At 68.5% G+C, this 17,360-nt stretch carries 16 protein-coding genes; 3 read left to right on the top strand and 13 right to left on the bottom strand.

All coding sequences use genetic code 11. The features are described from left to right. Positions 1–33: 33 nt before the first annotated feature. Entirely contained in the window at positions 34–240 is a 207-nt protein-coding gene (locus IT779_RS34280; protein WP_011206895.1) for a cold-shock protein, read from the bottom strand. A 500-nt stretch (positions 241–740) separates the two neighbouring features. Between IT779_RS34280 and IT779_RS34285 the strand changes: the two genes are divergently transcribed. Continuing rightward, positions 741–3,089 (top strand): DEAD/DEAH box helicase, encoded by a 2,349-nt coding sequence (locus tag IT779_RS34285; protein ID WP_196153629.1) that lies wholly within the window; start codon positions 741–743, stop codon positions 3,087–3,089. Positions 3,090–3,385: 296 nt separating this feature from the next. Here the strand turns inward: IT779_RS34285 and IT779_RS34290 are convergent, their stop codons facing one another. The 7 genes from IT779_RS34290 to ssd all read right to left on the bottom strand — a co-directional run bounded on the left by IT779_RS34290 (position 3,386) and on the right by ssd (position 8,869). After that, positions 3,386–3,799, bottom strand: coding sequence for an Rv3654c family TadE-like protein (locus IT779_RS34290; protein ID WP_196153630.1), 414 nt, complete (start codon positions 3,797–3,799; stop codon positions 3,386–3,388). After that, on the bottom strand, positions 3,796–4,107 hold the full coding sequence (locus IT779_RS34295) for a TadE family type IV pilus minor pilin (RefSeq protein ID WP_196153631.1): 312 nt from the start codon (positions 4,105–4,107) through the stop codon (positions 3,796–3,798). The genes IT779_RS34290 and IT779_RS34295 overlap by 4 nt, the downstream gene beginning before the upstream one ends. A 53-nt stretch (positions 4,108–4,160) precedes the next feature. Further along, a complete protein-coding gene (locus IT779_RS34300) occupies positions 4,161–4,382 on the bottom strand; it encodes a DUF4244 domain-containing protein (protein ID WP_196153632.1) in 222 nt (73 codons plus the stop codon). Positions 4,383–4,604: 222 nt separating this feature from the next. Beyond that, a complete protein-coding gene (locus IT779_RS34305; protein WP_196153633.1) occupies positions 4,605–5,243 on the bottom strand; it encodes a type II secretion system F family protein in 639 nt (212 codons plus the stop codon). A 108-nt stretch (positions 5,244–5,351) separates the two neighbouring features. Then, complete coding sequence (locus IT779_RS34310) at positions 5,352–6,152, bottom strand: type II secretion system F family protein (RefSeq protein ID WP_196153634.1); 801 nt, start codon at positions 6,150–6,152, stop codon at positions 5,352–5,354. 253 nt (positions 6,153–6,405) lie between these two features. Next, positions 6,406–7,593 (bottom strand): TadA family conjugal transfer-associated ATPase, encoded by a 1,188-nt coding sequence (locus tag IT779_RS34315; RefSeq protein WP_196153659.1) that lies wholly within the window; start codon positions 7,591–7,593, stop codon positions 6,406–6,408. A 169-nt stretch (positions 7,594–7,762) separates the two neighbouring features. Next, the gene (gene ssd, locus IT779_RS34320) at positions 7,763–8,869 is read right to left on the bottom strand and encodes a septum site-determining protein Ssd (protein ID WP_196153635.1); all 1,107 of its coding nucleotides are present in this window, start codon (positions 8,867–8,869) and stop codon (positions 7,763–7,765) included. 480 nt (positions 8,870–9,349) lie between these two features. Here ssd and IT779_RS34325 point away from each other — a divergent pair, with 480 nt between their 5' ends. Beyond that, positions 9,350–10,129 (top strand): HAD-IB family hydrolase, encoded by a 780-nt coding sequence (locus IT779_RS34325; RefSeq protein ID WP_332839092.1) that lies wholly within the window; start codon positions 9,350–9,352, stop codon positions 10,127–10,129. A 435-nt stretch (positions 10,130–10,564) separates the two neighbouring features. Here the strand turns inward: IT779_RS34325 and IT779_RS34330 are convergent, their stop codons facing one another. The 5 genes from IT779_RS34330 to IT779_RS34350 are packed head-to-tail and all read right to left on the bottom strand — an operon-like array spanning position 10,565 to position 16,521. After that, positions 10,565–11,311: an oxidoreductase gene (locus tag IT779_RS34330; protein ID WP_196153637.1), complete on the bottom strand. Its 747-nt coding sequence runs from the start codon at positions 11,309–11,311 to the stop codon at positions 10,565–10,567. Between the two features lie 40 nt (positions 11,312–11,351). Continuing rightward, complete coding sequence (locus tag IT779_RS34335) at positions 11,352–13,016, bottom strand: ABC transporter ATP-binding protein (protein ID WP_196153638.1); 1,665 nt, start codon at positions 13,014–13,016, stop codon at positions 11,352–11,354. 5 nt (positions 13,017–13,021) lie between these two features. Next, positions 13,022–13,975, bottom strand: a complete 954-nt coding sequence (locus tag IT779_RS34340) for an ABC transporter permease (RefSeq protein ID WP_196153639.1) — start codon at positions 13,973–13,975, stop codon at positions 13,022–13,024. Next, on the bottom strand, positions 13,968–14,894 hold the full coding sequence (locus tag IT779_RS34345) for an ABC transporter permease (protein WP_196153640.1): 927 nt from the start codon (positions 14,892–14,894) through the stop codon (positions 13,968–13,970). Before IT779_RS34345 ends, IT779_RS34340 begins: the two co-directional genes overlap by 8 nt. Before the next feature lie 19 nt (positions 14,895–14,913). Continuing rightward, positions 14,914–16,521 carry a peptide ABC transporter substrate-binding protein gene (locus IT779_RS34350; RefSeq protein WP_408637821.1) on the bottom strand — a complete coding sequence of 536 codons (1,608 nt, stop codon included), beginning with the start codon at positions 16,519–16,521 and terminating at the stop codon, positions 14,914–14,916. A 385-nt stretch (positions 16,522–16,906) separates the two neighbouring features. Between IT779_RS34350 and IT779_RS34355 the strand changes: the two genes are divergently transcribed. Further along, positions 16,907–17,360 (top strand): acetyl-coenzyme A synthetase N-terminal domain-containing protein (locus IT779_RS34355; protein ID WP_196153642.1); only part of this gene is annotated, 454 nt, incomplete at its 3' end.

The following is a 17,360-nucleotide window of genomic DNA, read 5'->3' on the forward strand; positions in this document are numbered from 1 at the left end:
GGTGGTGAGGGACGAGCTGGATCGTTGCGCCACTCAGGAGAGTGCGCGAACTCCGGTGGCCTGGGGGCCCTTGGTGCCCTGGCCGACCTCGAACTCGACCTTCTGGTTTTCCTCGAGGGTGCGGAATCCCGAACCCTGGATCTCGGAGTAGTGGACGAAGACGTCAGCGGACCCGTCCTCGGGCGCGATGAAGCCGAACCCCTTCTCCGCGTTGAACCACTTCACAGTTCCCTGTGCCATTCTGTTCCTTCTCTTTTCTTACCGGAACGGCGGACAACTGGGTTCGTCCACCGGGTCCGTTCCGACCGCTGTACTCTTGGTTCCCCCTGCAAGGAAAGCACCAAGCACACCGTTCGCAACATCGATCCTGCTGACGGTTTGGACTTTGGATCCGTCCCTCGAACACAGAAGCTTGCGACCAGGAACCAGTGAACCATGTCTTCGAGCAATTCAACAGTCGAGTTACCGACAATTTGCAAAAAACTTGATCTTGCGAATGCGCAGGTAAGGGAGACAATGCTCGAATCCAGACTTCGGGTACGTTTGCCGCTCGATAACCGAGTGCACGTTCAGCAATCAGGCTGTGACCCAGGTCGCTATTTGGTATCGAAAAGTCGGGTCGCGCGTCCCAACCGCACACGTTTCACACTTTCCGAGCGTAACGAGGGCCGCGCCTCGTGATTCCGGCCGATCGAAGCGCTCCCGCGACCACCGGCAACTCCGCAGGATACGGGCGATCGTTGCTGAATCGTGTCCTTTCGGGGCGATCGGAATCGACATCGGGACTCACCCACGTCGTGGAGCTCCCTGCACACCCCGCGGTGACCACCACCTGGCCCGATTGGGTCGCTCCCGGGGTGATCGACGCGCTGCGCGAGCAGGGCGTGCACGCCCCTTGGGCGCACCAGACCCGGACCGCCGACCTCGCGGCGTCCGGCCGCCACGTCGTCGTCAGCACCGGGACAGCATCCGGCAAGTCACTTGGCTACCAACTTCCGGTGCTGACCGCACTACTCGAAGATCCCAAGGCCACCGCCCTGTATCTGGCGCCGACAAAAGCATTGGGAGCCGATCAGTTGCGGGCCACCGGCGCGTTGACCCACGATGGCCCGCTTCGCGATATCCATCCGGCGACCTACGACGGCGACACACCAGCCGAGATACGGCAATGGGTGCGCGCCAACGCGCGGTGGATCTTCACCAATCCCGACATGCTGCACCTGGGCATCCTGCGTTCGCACCAGCGCTGGGCCCGAGTACTGCGCAGGCTCCGCTACGTCGTGATCGACGAATGCCACGCCTACCGGGGCGTCTTCGGCTCGCACGTGGCGCTGGTACTGCGCAGGCTGCGGCGTGTCGCGGCGCACTACGGCGCCGACCCGACCTTCGTCCTCTGCTCGGCGACCGGCGCGGAACCCGCCGCCGCGGCCGCCCGACTGATCGGGGCGCCGTGCGCGGCGGTCACCGAGGACGGCTCACCGCGCGGCGCGCGGACCGTCGCCCTGTGGGAACCTCCGCTGGTCACGGCGCTGACCGGGGAAAACGGCGCACCGGTACGCCGTTCGGCGATCTCGGAATCGGCCAGGATCATGGCCGATCTCGTCGTCGAAGGCGCGCGGACGCTGACCTTCGTGCGGTCCCGGCGCGCCGCCGAGCTGACCGCGATCGAAGCCCGCCGACTGCTCGCCGACACAGATCCGCAGCTCGCTGCGCGTGTCGCGGCCTACAGAGCCGGATACCTGGCCGAAGACCGCAGGGAACTCGAGGCGGCGCTGTCCGACGGCAGCCTGCTCGGCGCGGCCACCACGAACGCGCTGGAACTCGGCGTCGACATCGCGGGACTCGACGCCGTGGTCATCTCCGGCTTTCCCGGCACCGTCGCCTCCTTCTGGCAGCAGGCAGGGCGGGCAGGACGCCGTTCCCAGGGCTCGCTGATCCTGCTCGTGGCCAGGGACGATCCGCTGGACACCTACCTCGTGCACCATCCGGAAGCGCTGCTGGACAAGCCCGTCGAGGCCGCGATCACCGACCCGCAAAACCCGTATGTACTCGGCCCGCAACTGCTGTGCGCGGCCATGGAGCATCCGCTCACCGATGCCGAGGTCGACACCTTCGGAGCCCGCGAACTACTCGAAGAACTTGCAGCTCAGGGCATGATTCGGCGGCGTACGGGCGGGCGTGACGGCACGGCGCGCTGGCATGTGACCGCCGACGCCCAACCCCACGACGCGGTCGACGTCAGGGGCGGGATCGGCACGCCCGTGGCGATCGTCGATGCCGAAACGGGCAGGCTGCTCGGCACCGCCGACGCCGGTCGGGCGCAAGCCACCCTGCACGAGGGGGCCGTGCACCTGCACCAGGGCGAGACCTACCTGGTCGACGAACTCGACCTCGACGGCGGGATCGCCTTCGTGCACGCCGAAGATCCCGGCTGGACCACCAGCGCGCGTCAACTCACCTCCATCACCGTCGACACGATCACCGAACAACACCGACACGGCGCGGTTACCCACGCGTTCGCGCAGGTCAGGGTGACCAGCCAGGTCGTCGGCTACCTGCGGACCCTGGTGACCGGCGAAGTGCTCGACATGGTCGAACTCGATATGCCCGAACGCGTGCTGCCGACCAGGGCGGTGTTCTACACGGTCACGCCGGAACTGCTGGCCTGCGCAGGCATCACCCCGCAGCGCGCGCCGGGAGCGCTGCACGCCGCCGAACACGCCGCGATCGGCCTGTTACCGCTGGTCGCTACCTGCGACCGCTGGGATATCGGCGGCGTCTCCACCGCCGAACACCCCGATACCGGCCTGCCGACGGTCTTCGTCTACGACGGGCAACCCGGTGGCGCGGGCTTCGCCGAGCGCGGATTCGGCCAGCTGCGGCGCTGGTTGGCCGCCACGCTGTCGGCCGTGGAGGCCTGCGGCTGCGCGAGCGGTTGCCCGTCCTGCGTCCAGTCCCCCAAATGCGGTAACGGCAACAACCCGCTGGACAAGGCGGGGGCCGTACTGCTGCTGACCGCCGTGCTCGCCGAACTCGGCGCGGATCGCGGCGGAATTCCGCCAGGTCAAGGCCGGGTTCTCGAACTGTGACAGCGGCGCCTTCCCGGCGTCACCGCACCGCGACGCGGCCTGCGGTCGCCAGGTATCAGCCCGCCCTCCGTATCGCCCCGCCCCCGGCGGACCCCCTGTCCGAGCGGGCCGAATAAAGAGGAATTCGATCATGTTAACTGAGCCATTGCCACATAGTTCCGGAGGAGACCTGCGGAAACATTCCCGCCATTCTCAGTAGCGTTTCGGTAATAGCGCGGGAACCGCAATTGTCCGCCGGTCGAAATTACCCATTCTCGGACGGGAAACTAACACCGGCCGGTGCCCGTACAGGCCGGTCACTCTTCTTCCGCTACCGGCCCCGCTCTGGCGACCGCGTGAACAGTCCGTTGTCCGAACAGACCTATTGGTACATCGCCTTCTGCAATCATCAATGCGGCCCAGCCATCGACTTCGCAGGTACGCATACGAATCTCCATATGTCGCAACACCCGCTCGCCCTCGGCACAACCCGCGTCCACCCCCGCGGTAAGCGCACCCGCCGCGGCCAACGCACCCAGATCCGCCGCCGCCTGCACCCGATGCCGGGCGACCACAACGACACCGATCTGCGCGACCATCAGAGTCAGTGCGATCAACGCGGTGAGCGCGATACAGCCGAGTACCGTCGCCCCACCGCGCTCCCCCGCCCGCACGACACCCCCCTCGGCCGCTTCCCGTTTCCGTGCGACCGCGCCTGCCCCGTTCGTCATCGCACACCCGGTTCCTTCACCGCGACCGCGTCGGCGTGCAACTCCACCAGCGGCAGCAGCGGTGTGTGCGCCGTGACCGTGGCCAGGACCCGATCTCCCTCGCCGCGCAGCGTGATACGGGCGCCGGATGGGGCGACGGCGCGGGCCGCGGAGACCGCGTTCGCCTCGTCGCCGCGAGCGCCGAGCCGCGCGGCCTCGCGGGCCGCGTCGACACAGCGCACCTGTGTCGACGCCGCCAACAACGCACCGACACAGCACAGTACGACGGCGACGATCGATGCCACCGCGATCGCGGCCTCCACTGTCACCGCACCACGGTCACCCACCAGATCCGTTGTACTACAACGACCTGACCCCCTGGTCAGATAGCTGTGTTCAACGCCTTGTCGATGATCCCGGTCAACGCGTCGACTATCGAGTCGCCTGTCACGACGCCGTAGAGCACCGCGCCGAACGCCGCGGCAGCCACGGTGCCGATCGCGTACTCGGCGGTGCTCATGCCTTCCTCGGCGGCCGCGAACCGCCGCAGGCGTATCCGGATCCGGGCCGACCGGATCGATGCGGATCGCAGGGTGGTGCGCATCGACCCGCGAAACCTGACCATCGATCTCGCGATCCTGAGTTTCACCACCTCCGGCGACAGTCCGCGGCTCGGCCGTGGCGCCTGCGACACCCCGGTACGCGCTCGCGCCCGCCCTGGCAGGCGTCGCGCCGACGGCAGTACGGTCGTATTCCCCACCATTCGCACCGTTCACCCCTCCTATTCGCGCCCGCGCGGCATCTCCGCGCGGGCAGGTCTCACTGTTCACAGCAGTCCGCCATCGAGAACACGCCCCGCCAGGCCGATCACCACCGGGACGATCCCGAGGCACAGGAAAGCGGGGAGAAAGCACAGGCCGAGGGGACCGCCGATCAGCACTCCCGCACGTTCCGCACGCGCCGCCGCCGCGTCCTCGATCGCACCGCGGCGCTGTTCGGCCAACTCGCTGATCGCCACCGCGAGCGAAGACCCCGAACGCGCCGACCGGCGGGCCATCCGCGCCAGCGACTCCACCTCCGCGGCCACCCGTCCGTCGCGCGCGTCCGCCGCCGCGCGCTCCCAGGCCATCGTGGCATCCGAGCCGAGCGCGAGCAGGTCGGCCGCGTGCGTCAGCGCGGACCCCAACGCGCCGGGCGCGGTCCGCGCCACCGCCCGCGCGGCCACCGCCATCGGCAATCCGGCCCGCAGGCAGGCGGCGAACAGGTCCAGCACCGAGGCCACCGCCAGCGGATCGTCGCGCGCCGCCCGCCCCTTCGCCACACCCCATTCGCCCACCTCGCTTCGCAACCCGCGCATGCGCCGCACCACCGCCACCCGCCCCGGCAGCATCAGCAGCGCACAGGCGACCAGCACGAGCGACACCGCCACCGCATACCTCCCGACCGATTCCGCTCGTCCCCGCATACCGAGAGCCGACTCCCCCGATGGATTCGGCGCTGCCTCCGCCCCGCTGATTCGTCGCACCGCCATACCCGCGCCCGGGTGCCGGGTTCGATTCCGGTGGTTCGGAATTCATGCCACTGCCTTTCCGGTGATGGCGTCGGCCCAGAGCAGGCCGGTGCAGACGAGCGCGGCGCCGAGTGGGAGCAGGATCGTGCCCGCGGCGGAGTGGAACAGCACGGTCAGCGGGGTCGCGCCCATGAGTTGGCCGAGGCCGATGCCGAGCAGGGGTAGGCAGGCGAGCACGCAGGCGGTGGCTCGGGCTCCGGCCATCGCGGCCGAGGTCCTGGCGCGGAAACGGATTCGGCCAGACAGGTCGGTGCGGGCCGCGGACAGCAGTTCGGCGAGCGCGAGTCCGTGGTGTTCGGCCAGTCGCCATGCTTCGGCGACACGATCCAGTTCGGTGGACAGGACCGTTCCCGGACGACGCAGACCGTCGGCGCCGGTGCCGCCGAGCCTGCTGCGCGCCGCCGCGACCGCGAATGCCTGTGCGGCAACACCTTCGACCTCCGCGGCGGCGACGTGAGCCGCCGCGCTCGGATGCGCGCCGATTCGCAGTTCGCCGACGATTGCTTCCAAGGCGTCGAGCAGCCGTGCGCGTTCGATGGCGCTGTTTCGCTCCCGGCGCGAGCGCCGCCACCGGTACGCGCTCGTACCCGCCACCGCGACGGCGGCGACCGACGCACCGAGACCGAACGCGCTCACGAACACGAGGCCCGCGACGGCGACGACCGGAACCGACAATGCCCGCGGAATACGCGGAACCGAACGCCGCGAACCGAATACGGCCGCCCGCCGACGCTCGACCAGCGGCCGCGCCGCGACGACCGACGCCGAGGCCAGGCACAAGAGGGCGAGAACCGAGGCCGTCATGCGCTGAATCCGCCCGTCTCGACGCCGACGCCGTCTTCGGTTCGCCTGCCTACCTGCACCGGCCGTGGCTCGACGGCTCGATTCCGACGCCGCGCGGACGATTCGACCAGCACGCCGCCCGGCTGCTGATCGGCATCGCAGTGGAAAAGCACCGACGCCGAAGACACCGGCACGGAAAGCGACGAGGACGACACCGTCAGCGCCCTGTCCACCGACGTTGCAGCCTCCCTCCCGGAGTCGAAAACCGTCGCCGTCATTCGTCGCACCTGTCCGCGAGCAGTTCGGCGAGTCGATCGGCGGCCGGGGCGTCGGTACCGTCGGCGCGCCACGCGGGCACGATATGGACGTGCCCCTGTCCGTCGCGGTCGAGCACACCGAGTTCGCGCAGGCCGCGGGAACCGTCGGGCCTGCGGTGGACGTGCAGGACGACCTGTACCGCCGCGGCGAGTTGACTGTGCAGGGCCGGTCTGTCCATGCCGCCGAGTGCCGCGAGCGCTTCGAGCCGGGCGGGCACCTCGCGTGGAGAGTTGGCGTGCACGGTACCCGCGCCACCGTCGTGACCGGTGTTCAGCGCGGTGAGCAGGTCGACCACTTCCGCGCCGCGCACTTCGCCGACGACGATGCGGTCGGGCCGCATGCGCAGGGCCTGGCGGACGAGATCGCGGACGGTGACATCGCCGACGCCTTCCACATTCACCGTGCGCGCCACCAGCCGCACCACGTGCGGATGCGGCGGTGCGAGTTCGGCGGCGTCCTCCACACAGATGATGCGCTCGGCCGGGGCGACCTCGGCGAGCAAGGCCGACAGCATGGTGGTCTTTCCGGCGCCGGTGCCGCCGACGACCAGGAAGGCCAGACGTGCCCGGATGACGCGCCGCAGTAGCCGCATCGCGTCGGCGGGTATCGATCCGGCGGCGGCGAGCGCGTCGAGGCCCTGGGTGGCTGGGCGGAGCACGCGAAGCGACAGGCAGGTGCCGCCGTGGGCGATCGGGGCGAGGACGGCGTGCAGCCGAACTCCGAACGAATCACCGAGCGCCGCTTCGGTTCCCGACAGCCGACCGTCGACCCACGGTTGCGCGTCGTCGAGTCGGCGGCCCGCCGAGGAGGCCAACCGCTGCGCGAGCCGACGCACGGCGGCCTCGTCGGGGAAGGTGACCGCGGCCTTCTCCAGTCCGCGTCCGCGATCCACCCACACCGCGTCGGGCGCCGTGACCAGCACGTCGGCCACCTTCGAGTCGTGCAGCAGTGGTTCGAGGACGCCTGCGCCCGTCATCTCGGTCTGGAGCAGCCGCAGTGCGCGCAGCAGGTCGGTGTCGCCGAGGACTCCGCCCGCTTCGGCGCGGATGGCCGCCGCGACCCGCGCCGGATTCGGTTCACCCGCTTCGCCCGCGAGCCGCTCGCGGACCCGGTCGAGCAGTTCCCCGGTGACGACGCCGCTCATCGCACGTCTCCCGACGCCGCCCGCATGCGACACCGAGGACAGGTCGCGTCCGTGCCGGGTGCGGTACGGGCGGGCAAATCCGGAAATATCGGCCGCCATGCGTTTTTCATCACATCGGACACCCGTGTCGAATGACAGCGATGCCGCGCGACTCGCTCACTCGAATTCATCACGCCACCTGCGCCGTCGACGCGCTGAGCACAGAAAGCACGGCATCGGCCGCCCGACACAGCGGACCGCGCCGCAGGGTGAGCCCGCCGCGTTCCAGGCGGGCGGCCAAACCCGCTTCGGCGCGGATCGCCGCGAGCAGGGGCAGATCGAGCAGTTCGGCGACCTCGCCGCCGCGCAATCCACCGGGCGCTGGCCCTCGAACTATCAACCCCTGATTGGGATTTCGATGACGGATATACGTCGCGACCGCTTCCGCCGCGGCGACCGCGCGCAGCCGCGCCGGGACCACGAGCGCGACGAGATCGGCGCAGTCGAACATCTGATCCGCGTGTGGCCCGCGCTCTCCCGACACGTCGCAGATCACGAGATCGCCTGCGGCACGGCCTGCTTCGACTACGGCACGGACGGCGGCCGGTGCGACGGCGCCCGGCAATCGACCGGCACCGCCGCGCCCACTGGCCAGCACGACCAGGCCGGGGGCGGCGGCGGGCAGCGCATCGTGCAGCGCGGCCGCGGAGACTCGCCCCTCCTCGACCACCAGATCCGGCCAGCGCGATCCCGCTGCGGATTCGATACCGAGCAGCAGGTCGAGGCCGCCGCCGAGGGGTGCTCCGTCGACCAGGACGGTGTCGCGGCGGAACCGCAGCGCGGCCGATCGCAGCGCCGTGGCGGCGGCGAGCACGGAGGCTCCCGCACCGCCGCAGGCGCTCGCCACGGCGACGACGACGCCGTCTCCCGCGCGCGTTTCCGCGTGCTCAGCAAACTTCTCGATAAGCCCGACGGCGGCGCCGGGAAGGGCCGTCACACACTCCACCCCGACGGCCGCCGCGGCCTGCCAATCGGACAGGCCCGGCTCGCCTTCGGTGACCATGACGACGCCGATCCGGCGGACATATCCGGCCTCGGCGCAGCCGCGGGCGGCGGTTGTGTCGAGGATCACCAGCGGGGCGGCCGCCCAGGTATGACGACCGACCGGTAGCTCTCGTTCCTCGAGTTCACGCTCGGCGGCCGCCGCGATGCGACGCACCTCTTCGCGCAGCCGACCGCCCCCGATGAGGACGAGAGCCGGGCGTTTCGCGACCATCCGCTCTGGTAGGAGATCCATGCAGGTCAGCGTGTCCGATTACGGAGCACCGCGACAGCGCCGATATACCGAATGTGGATAACTCGCGGGGTGTGGATGAATCGGAGGGCCGAGAAAGGGGCCATCCGTGCCCGAAATAGAGGACGGCCCCAGCCGGGGGGGGAGGAGGCTGGGGCCGTCGGGTTCAGCCCCGGGGGGTCGGGCTGAACGCGCCTGGACTATGTCCAGGTGCCAGCAATACTACACCCATATCCCGGCGGGAACGCAAGTCCGTCGCGGGAGAACTTTGAGCGCGTCGGCGAGCCTGCATCTCGCCGGCAAACTCTCGGAGGCAACGAGACACGCGCGGGCGGGTCGCATCAGCGCCCGCATCCTTCGGGCGCGGCGGCGGGCACCGCATATCCTGAACGGGTGACGGGTGAGGGCGACCACGAATCGGCTCATGACCGGACCGCGCGCAGCACGGCGGCTCCGGACCAACCTTCCGGCGGTGGCGGGCGGGTGGCCGCCTTCTTCGATCTCGACAAGACGGTGATCGCGAAATCCAGCGCGTTCGTGTTCAGCAAGCCGTTCTTCGCGCAGGGCCTGATCAACCGACGCGCCGTATTGGAAAGCAGCTACGCGCATTTCCTGTATCTGCTGTCGGGCGCGGACCACGACCAGATGGAACGGATGCGCGCGCATCTGGCGAGCATGTGCGCGGGCTGGGACGTCCAACAGGTGAAATCCATTGTGGCCGAGACCTTGCACGATCTGGTCGACCCGCTGATCTACGCCGAGGCGGTCGACCTGATCGCCGATCACAAGATCCGCGGCCACGATGTGGTCATCGTCTCGGCCTCCGGCGACGAGATCGTCGCGCCGATCGCGGCGGCGCTCGGCGCGGCACACACCGAGGCCACCCGGATGGTGGTCGAGAACGGCAAGTACACCGGCGACGTCGAGTTCTACTGCTACGGCGAAGGCAAGGTCACCGCGATCGAAAAGCTGGCCGCGAGTGAGGGTTACGACCTCTCGCGCTGCTACGCCTATTCCGATTCGGTGACCGACGTGCCGATGCTGAGCGCGGTCGGGCATCCGACGGCCGTCAACCCGGACCGGAGCCTGCGCCGCGAGGCGATGGCGCGGGGTTGGCCGATCCTCACCTTCTCCAATCCGGTGTCGCTGTGGGCGCGGCTGCAGACGCCGTCCTCGACCACGGTCGCGGCCACCGCCGCGGTGAGCGTCAGCGCGCTGCTCGCGGGTGCGATCACCTACCGGATACTGCGCGGTCGCCGCTGAGTTGCCGCCCCGCGAACGCGCTGCGTCGCGGGCGCGATTGAACCATGAAACGCCGAGCGACACGCCCTGTTTTCCGGCCTTTACCGGCCCTTGAAGTGAGGCCGGTCACAGTGGTAGAAAGGTAGCTACGGAAGGACGGACGGCCAAGGCCAGACCGGAAGAGAAGGTTTCGTCTCCCGACCCACCCTTCCCAGCACGGACACCAGGCACCCACGCGGAGCACGCCGCGACAAGGGCAGAAGCGTTGTGGGCCTGCGAGATTCGATATCCGGCGGCGAGAGCCTCGCACAGGTTGCGGGGATTAACCGGCGGGAATCGGAGAACCGCCGAGGCCGAAGAACACAACCCGAACAGCACGCTTGGTAACCGGGTAGTCCGTGCTAGCGGGCGGTGAGGTCATCGAAGACAACGCCGCCCGCTTCGATGTGTCCGGCCCTATCCGGCCGCCGAATCGGCGATGGACGTGGCCTCGCGCGCACCGTCCTCGAGTGCGCCGCAGCACAGGATCGCCCAACCTCCCACCCCCTCCGGGTCACCCGAGGCGAATCCGGCGGCCGCGTCCGCATACGCCTGCCGCCGACGCAGCCAGAACACCTCGGGAACCCCGAGCGCGTGCGGATCCAGCCCACTCGCCACCGTGACGAGCCGCGACGCCGCGCGCGCCACCAGGCCGTCGCCGGTGCCGAAGGGACGCAGCGCGAGCAGCTCGCCGTGCACCACCGCCGCCACAACGGGAGCGGGCGCCGCGGTGGCCAATACGGTCTGGGCCAGCAGGTCCAGGCGCTCGGAGACCCCGATCTCGGCCCTCGGCCTACCGAGACTCCGCTCATCGGGAACCAGGTCGGCGGCGGCGAGCAGATGCAGTCGCGCCAGCGCTTGCAGCGGTGCGCGCTGCCAGATCCCGACCAGATTGCGCAGCGCGTCACCGTCGAGCGCCTGACCGATACGCAGCGCCCCGGCGAGAATCGGGTCGGCGACCCGGCCGTCGACGGGGATGTCGGTACTTCCGCCGTCGACGGCCGCCGAGGATCTGGCCGCCCGCACCGCGGCCTCGGCGGCGGTGGTCGGCCAACCCCGCCGGTTCGCGCGATGCCGGTGCACGGCGGCGAGCGCGTCGCGGGCGCGGTCGGCGGCGTCGCGCACACCGGGCAGGTCGACTAGGGGCTGTAGCGGGTCGGTCACGGGTTACGAGGCTAGCGACCCGGCGCCGGTGACCCGGCACTCAACCCGCCACCAGCCCCCGTCCCGGTATGGCGTCGAGCAGTCCGCGCGTGTACTCCTCGCGCGGATCGCCGAACACCTGCGCGGTCGGCGCGGCCTCGACCACCTTCCCCGCACGCATGACCAGGACCTCGTCGGCGATCCGGCGCACCACGGCGAGATCGTGGGAGATGAACAGGTAGGAGAGTCCGAGTTCGGCCTGTAGGTCGTTGAGCAGGGCGAGGATCTGCGCCTGCACGAGCACGTCTAGCGCCGAAACCGCTTCGTCGCAGATCACCACCTCCGGCGACAGCGCGAGCGCCCGCGCGATCGCGACCCGCTGACGCTGCCCGCCGGAAAGCTCGTTGGGGTAGCGGCGCATGACCGAACTCGGCAGCGACACCTTGTCGAGCAGTTCGCACACCATGTCGCGCCGCTGGCTCGGGGTGCCGATCCGGTGGGTGCGCAGCGGTTCCTCGATGGTGCGGTAGATCGAGTACATCGGATCGAGCGACCCGTAGGGGTCCTGGAAGATCGGCTGCACGCGACGGCGAAAGGCGAAAGCCGCCTTGCGATCCAGCGTCGCGACCGCGCGACCGTCGAATTCGACCGCGCCCGAGGTCGGTTCGAGCAGACCGAGCGCCATCTGCGCGACCGTCGACTTCCCCGAGCCGGATTCGCCGACGATCGCGAGGGTGGTGCCGCGTCGCAGCCGGAACGACACGTCGTCGACGGCGGTGAGTCCGGTGGACCGCCACGGCGTCGCGCCGCGAATTCGGAAGACCTTGGTGAGATTTCGCGCGACCAGTGGATCGGCGTCGCCGTCGGCCGTCGCTACCTCGACGGCTCGCTCACGCACCGCGATCCGCTCGCGATCGGCGGACCTGCGCCCGGCAGCCAAGGACGGCGCGGAATTCACCAACTTCTTCGTGTAGGCATGCCTCGGGTCGCGCAGGATGTCCGCGGCCGGACCGGATTCCACCACGCGGCCGCGATACATCACGACCAGGTGTTCGGCGCGTTCGGCGGCCAATCCGAGGTCGTGGGTGATGAGCAGGACCGCGGTGCCGAGTTCGGCGGTGAGTCCGGCGAGGTGGTCGAGGATCTGCCGCTGCACGGTGACGTCGAGCGCCGAGGTGGGTTCGTCGGCGATCAACAGCGCGGGCCTGCAAGCCAATCCGATGGCGATGAGCGCGCGTTGGCGCATCCCGCCGGAGAATTCGTGCGGGTATTGATTGACCCGGCGTTCGGCATCGGGCATACCCGCTTCTTCGAGCAGCTCGACCGCTCGACGTCGCGCCGCCTTGCCTTTGGCGATGCCGTTGGCCTCCAGGGTTTCGGTGATCTGGAAGCCGATCTTCCACACCGGATTCAGGTTCGACATCGGGTCCTGCGGCACCAGCCCGATTTCGCTGCCGCGCACCGCTACGATCTGCTTCTTCGATGCCTTGGTCAGGTCATTGCCGTCGAAGACGATCGATCCGGCCGTGATCTCGCCGGTGCCGGGCAGCAGGTCGATGATGCTGTGCGCCGTCGTGGTCTTGCCCGACCCGGATTCGCCGACGATCGCGACGGTCTGGCCCGGGTACACGGTGAGCCCGACATCGCGCACCGCGGGCACGCGCTCACCGTCGGAGGTGAAGCAGACCGTAAGATTTTCGATCTCGAGCAGTGGGCGATCCGACATCGCGCTCACCTCCGTTTCGTCCGCGGATCGAGCGCGTCACGCAGGGCGTCGCCGAGCAGGATGAAACTCAGCACGGTGAGCGCCAGCGCCGTGGCGGGATAGAACAGAATCGGTGAGCCGCCGCGCAGCTGCACCTGATTGGTGTTGATGTCCGAGCCCCAGGACACGATGGTGCGCGGCAGCCCGACGCCGAGATAGGACAGTGTCGCCTCGGCGACGATGAACGCCCCGAGCCCGATGGTCGTCACCACGATCAGCGGGCTCGCGGCATTCGGCAGGACGTGCCGCAACAGGATGCGCCCGCGCGAGACCCCGAGCGCGGTGGCGGCCTTCACGTATTCGCTGTTCTTGGCTTCGATCACGGCGCCGCGGGCGATCCGTGCGGCCTGCGGCCAGGTGAACGCGACAAGGATCAGGATCACCGTCCAGATGGTGCGCTGATCGAGCAGCTGCATGATGACGATCGCCGCGAGAATCATCGGGATGGCGAAGAAGATCTCCGCGATCCGCGAGATTATCGAGTCGAGCACACCGCCGTAGAAGCCCGCCAGTGCGCCGAGAACTCCGCCGACGAGCAGGAACAGCGTGGTGGCGCCGAGTCCGCACAATACGGAGGCCCGCGCGCCGTGGACGGTGCGCGCGTAGATGTCGCACCCCTGCCTGTCGAAGCCGAACGGGTGGCCGGGTTCGCGCGGGTGCATGCTGAAATCGCCGTTGCAGTAGCGCGGATCCTGGTCGGTGAACAGACTCGGCCAGATCACCACGACAAGCACGAAAACGATCAGCAGCGCCGCGATCACGAACAGCGGGTTGCGCCGCAACCGGCGCCAGGCGTCGCGCCACAGACTCAGCGGCGCACCGGATTCCCGCACCCCGTCGGTGGCGAGCACTTCCACCTCGTCGGGCGGGGCGACGTAACGCTCTTGGCGCGGACGGGGTTTCGCGAACCGGTCACCCATAGCGAATCCTCGGGTCGAGTGCGGCGTAGAGCAGGTCGACGACCAGATTCGCGATCAGGAAGATCACCACGAGCACCGTCACGAACGACACCACCGTCGGCGGTTCGCCGCGCGTGATCGCCTGGTAGAGGGTGCCGCCGACGCCCGGAATGTTGAAGATGCCCTCGGTGACCACCGCGCCGCCGATCAGCGCGCCCAGATCCGCGCCGAGGAAGGTGACCACCGGGATCATCGAATTGCGCAGGATGTGCACGGTGATTACACGCGGCCTGCCGAGTCCCTTGGCGGTGGCCGTGCGCACGTAGTCCGCGGACATGTTCTCGGCCACCGAATTCCGGGTCAGCCGAAGCACATAGGCGAAGGACAGCGAACCAAGGACGAAGGCGGGCAGGAGCAGTTCGGACACGCTCGCGCCGCCGGTGACCGTCACCGGTGCGATACCCCATTTCACCCCGAACAGGAATTGGGCGAGGAATCCGGTCACGAAGATCGGTACCGCGATGATGACCAGGCTCACCACCAGCAGGGTGGAATCGAAGAGCCTGCCTTTGCGCAGTCCGGCGATCAGGCCGAACAGCACGCCGAACACGCCCTCGATCAGCACCGCCAGGAGCGAGAGTTTGATCGTGACCGGGAAGGCGCGCGCCAGCTCGTCGCGCACCGGGCGACCGGAGAACGCCGTGCCGAAATCGAGGGTGACTATGCCTTTCAGATAGAGCAGGTATTGCACGAGGAACGGTTCGTCGAGGTGGTAGCGCGCCCGGAGTTGGGCCTCGACGGCCGGTGTCATCGGTTTGTCGCCCGCCAGCGCCCGAATCGGGTCGCCGGGGATGAGGAAGACCAGTGCGTAGATGAGCAGGGTGGCCCCGAGGAAGACCGGGATCATCTGGAGTAGTCGCCGCAGGATGTACCACGCCATGAGGGATCGGGCTCCGCGACTACTTCTCGATGTTCTCGAAGTCGAACAGGCCGTTCCAGGCGAGTTCGGCCTTGCCGACCCGATCCGAACGACCCGCGGCTCCCTTGTAGTCGAAGACCGGGATATCGGCCATATCCGCGAACAGCAGCGCCTGCGCCTGCGCCACGATCCGGTGCGACTCCTCCAGTGTCGGCGCGGCCAGCGCGGCATCGAGCAGGCGGTCGAATTCGGGATCCGCGTAGCCCACGTTGTTGGTGTCGGAGTAGCTGTAGTACTGCGAGGTAAGGAATTGCAGCATGGTCGGGTAGTCGCCCTGCCAGCCGTGTCGGAACGCCTTGCCGATGGTCTTCGCGTCCACCAGGTCCCTGACGGTCTTGAAGGTCGGGTACGGCACGCCGACGGCGTCGATGCCGAGGGTGTTCTTGACGCTGTTGGCCACGGCCTCGATCCACGCCTGATGTCCGCCGTCGGAGTTGTAGGCGATTTCGAAGCGACCCGACCACGGCGCGATGGCATCGGCCTGCGCCCACACCCGTCGCGCCTCCTCCGGGTTGTATTTCAGCACTTCGGAACCGGGCAGGTTCGGGTCGAATCCGGGCAGCGTGCTCGCGGTGAAATCGCGGGCGGGCATCCTGGTGCCGTTGAAGATGGTCTGCCCGATCTGCTCGCGGTTGATGGCAAGGGAGATGGCCCGCTTGCGCAGTAGACCCTCCTGGCCGCCGAAATGCGGGACGTTCGGCTGTACGCCGATGAGCCCGTTCTGTGCCGTGGGAGCGAGGATCGCCCGATCGCCGAGGTCGGCGCGATAGGTGGTCAGCGCACTGTCGGGAATGGTGTCGAGGGCGTCCAGATTGCCCGCGAGCAGATCGGAGTACGCGGTGTCGAAGGACTGGTACATCACGAAGCGCAGGCCCTTGTTCTTCGCGGGCCGCCCGCCCCGGTAGTCGGGATTGGGCACGAGGTCGATCTTGACGTTGTGCTCCCACGCGTCGTTACCCGCGAACTTGTATGGCCCGTTGCCGATCGGGTTCTCGCCGAACGCCTTCATGTCCTTGAACGCCGCCTCCGGCAGCGGATAGAAGGGCGCGTAGCCGAGTGCGGTCTCGAAATCGATGGACGGCCGTTTCAGCTCGACGGTGAACGTGTTGTCGTCGACGACCCGCAGGCCCGACATGGTCTGCGCGGTTGGCTGATTCGCCGAGACCTCGTCGAAGCCGACGATGGGGCTGAAGACATAGCTCTGCAACTGCGCGTTGGCGCCGAGTGCGCCGTAGTTCCACGCGTCGACATACGACTTCGCGGTGACGGGGGTGCCGTCGGAGAATGTCCATCCGCTCTTGATCGTGATGCGGTAGGACTTCCGGTCGCTCGAGGTGATCGACTCGGCCATCTCGTCGTGCGCGGCGCCCTTGTTGTCGTAGTACTTCAGGCCCGCGAACAGGCGATCGACCACACGGCCGCCCTGATTTTCGTTGGTATTGGTCGGCACGAGCGGATTCTGCGGCTCGCCGCCGTTGACGGTGACGACGTCGGGATCGACGGGATCGCTCGACGAACAGGCGGCCAGGCCGAGGCCCGCGGCGAGCAGCACCGCCGTCGCGTACGCGGTAGCTTTGCGAAAAATCAACGCGCCCTCCCGATTTCGACAGTATTGCGGACCGGACGGGCCCGATCCGAGCCCGCGCGCCCCCGACTCGACTCCACCCGACGACGCCTCGGAGATTAACCATCCGAGCCGACGACTGTCACCCGCTCGGCCCCGACTATGACACTTATTACCAAAGCGGCAACTTAGCCGAAACAGGTCGATGATCATCGGGAAACGACCGATCCCCGACGGTGCGCGACGCACCGGCGACAAGCGGTTCGAGCCCGGCGCCGAGCTTCCGCGGGCCGGGTACGCGAACCGGGTTCCCGAGTTGTCGATCCCGGTGATCGACGTTGACTACTGTCGACACGACAGCGTTCGCGCGAACGACCCGCGCCAAGGTTCCGTGGAAAGAAGTGACGAGATGACCGATATCAGCGCCGATCACAGTGCCTCGTACCCTCCCTCCGCCGAGTTCGCCGCGCAGGCGAACGCCGACCAGTCCTGGTACGAACGCGCCGCCACCGACCGCGAAGCCTTCTGGGCCGAACAAGCCGGACGCCTGCACTGGCACGAGCCATGGAATCAGGTCCTGGACTGGAGCGACGCCCCCGTCGCCAAATGGTTCCTCGGCGGGAAACTCAATGTCGCCTACAACTGCGTCGACCGCCACGTGCTCGACGGCCACGGCGACCAGACCGCCATCCATTTCGTCGGCGAACCCGGCGACACCCGCGCCATGACCTACCGAGACCTGCTCGCCGAGGTCTCCCGCGCCGCCAACTACCTCACCGAACTCGGTCTGGTGGCCGGTGACCGGGTCGCGATCTACATGCCGATGATCCCCGAGGCCGTCGTCGCCATCCTGGCCTGCGCCC

This window comes from Nocardia bovistercoris (assembly GCF_015674855.1).
Taxonomy (GTDB): Bacteria; Actinomycetota; Actinomycetes; order Mycobacteriales; family Mycobacteriaceae; genus Nocardia; species Nocardia bovistercoris.

What these genes read in the sequence shown, in the direction of transcription:
- IT779_RS34345 (WP_196153640.1), bottom strand. Translation starts at nt 14,894, where the DNA reads ATGGCGTGGTACATCCTGCGGCGACTACTCCAGATGATCCCGGTCTTC.
- IT779_RS34310 (WP_196153634.1), bottom strand. Translation starts at nt 6,152, where the DNA reads ATGACGGCCTCGGTTCTCGCCCTCTTGTGCCTGGCCTCGGCGTCGGTC.
- IT779_RS34315 (WP_196153659.1), bottom strand. Translation starts at nt 7,593, where the DNA reads ATGAGCGGCGTCGTCACCGGGGAACTGCTCGACCGGGTCCGCGAGCGG.
- IT779_RS34305 (WP_196153633.1), bottom strand. Translation starts at nt 5,243, where the DNA reads ATGCGGGGACGAGCGGAATCGGTCGGGAGGTATGCGGTGGCGGTGTCG.
- IT779_RS34300 (WP_196153632.1), bottom strand. Translation starts at nt 4,382, where the DNA reads ATGCGCACCACCCTGCGATCCGCATCGATCCGGTCGGCCCGGATCCGG.
- IT779_RS34290 (WP_196153630.1), bottom strand. Translation starts at nt 3,799, where the DNA reads ATGACGAACGGGGCAGGCGCGGTCGCACGGAAACGGGAAGCGGCCGAG.
- IT779_RS34280 (WP_011206895.1), bottom strand. Translation starts at nt 240, where the DNA reads ATGGCACAGGGAACTGTGAAGTGGTTCAACGCGGAGAAGGGGTTCGGC.
- IT779_RS34340 (WP_196153639.1), bottom strand. Translation starts at nt 13,975, where the DNA reads ATGGGTGACCGGTTCGCGAAACCCCGTCCGCGCCAAGAGCGTTACGTC.
- ssd (WP_196153635.1), bottom strand. Translation starts at nt 8,869, where the DNA reads ATGGATCTCCTACCAGAGCGGATGGTCGCGAAACGCCCGGCTCTCGTC.
- IT779_RS34335 (WP_196153638.1), bottom strand. Translation starts at nt 13,016, where the DNA reads ATGTCGGATCGCCCACTGCTCGAGATCGAAAATCTTACGGTCTGCTTC.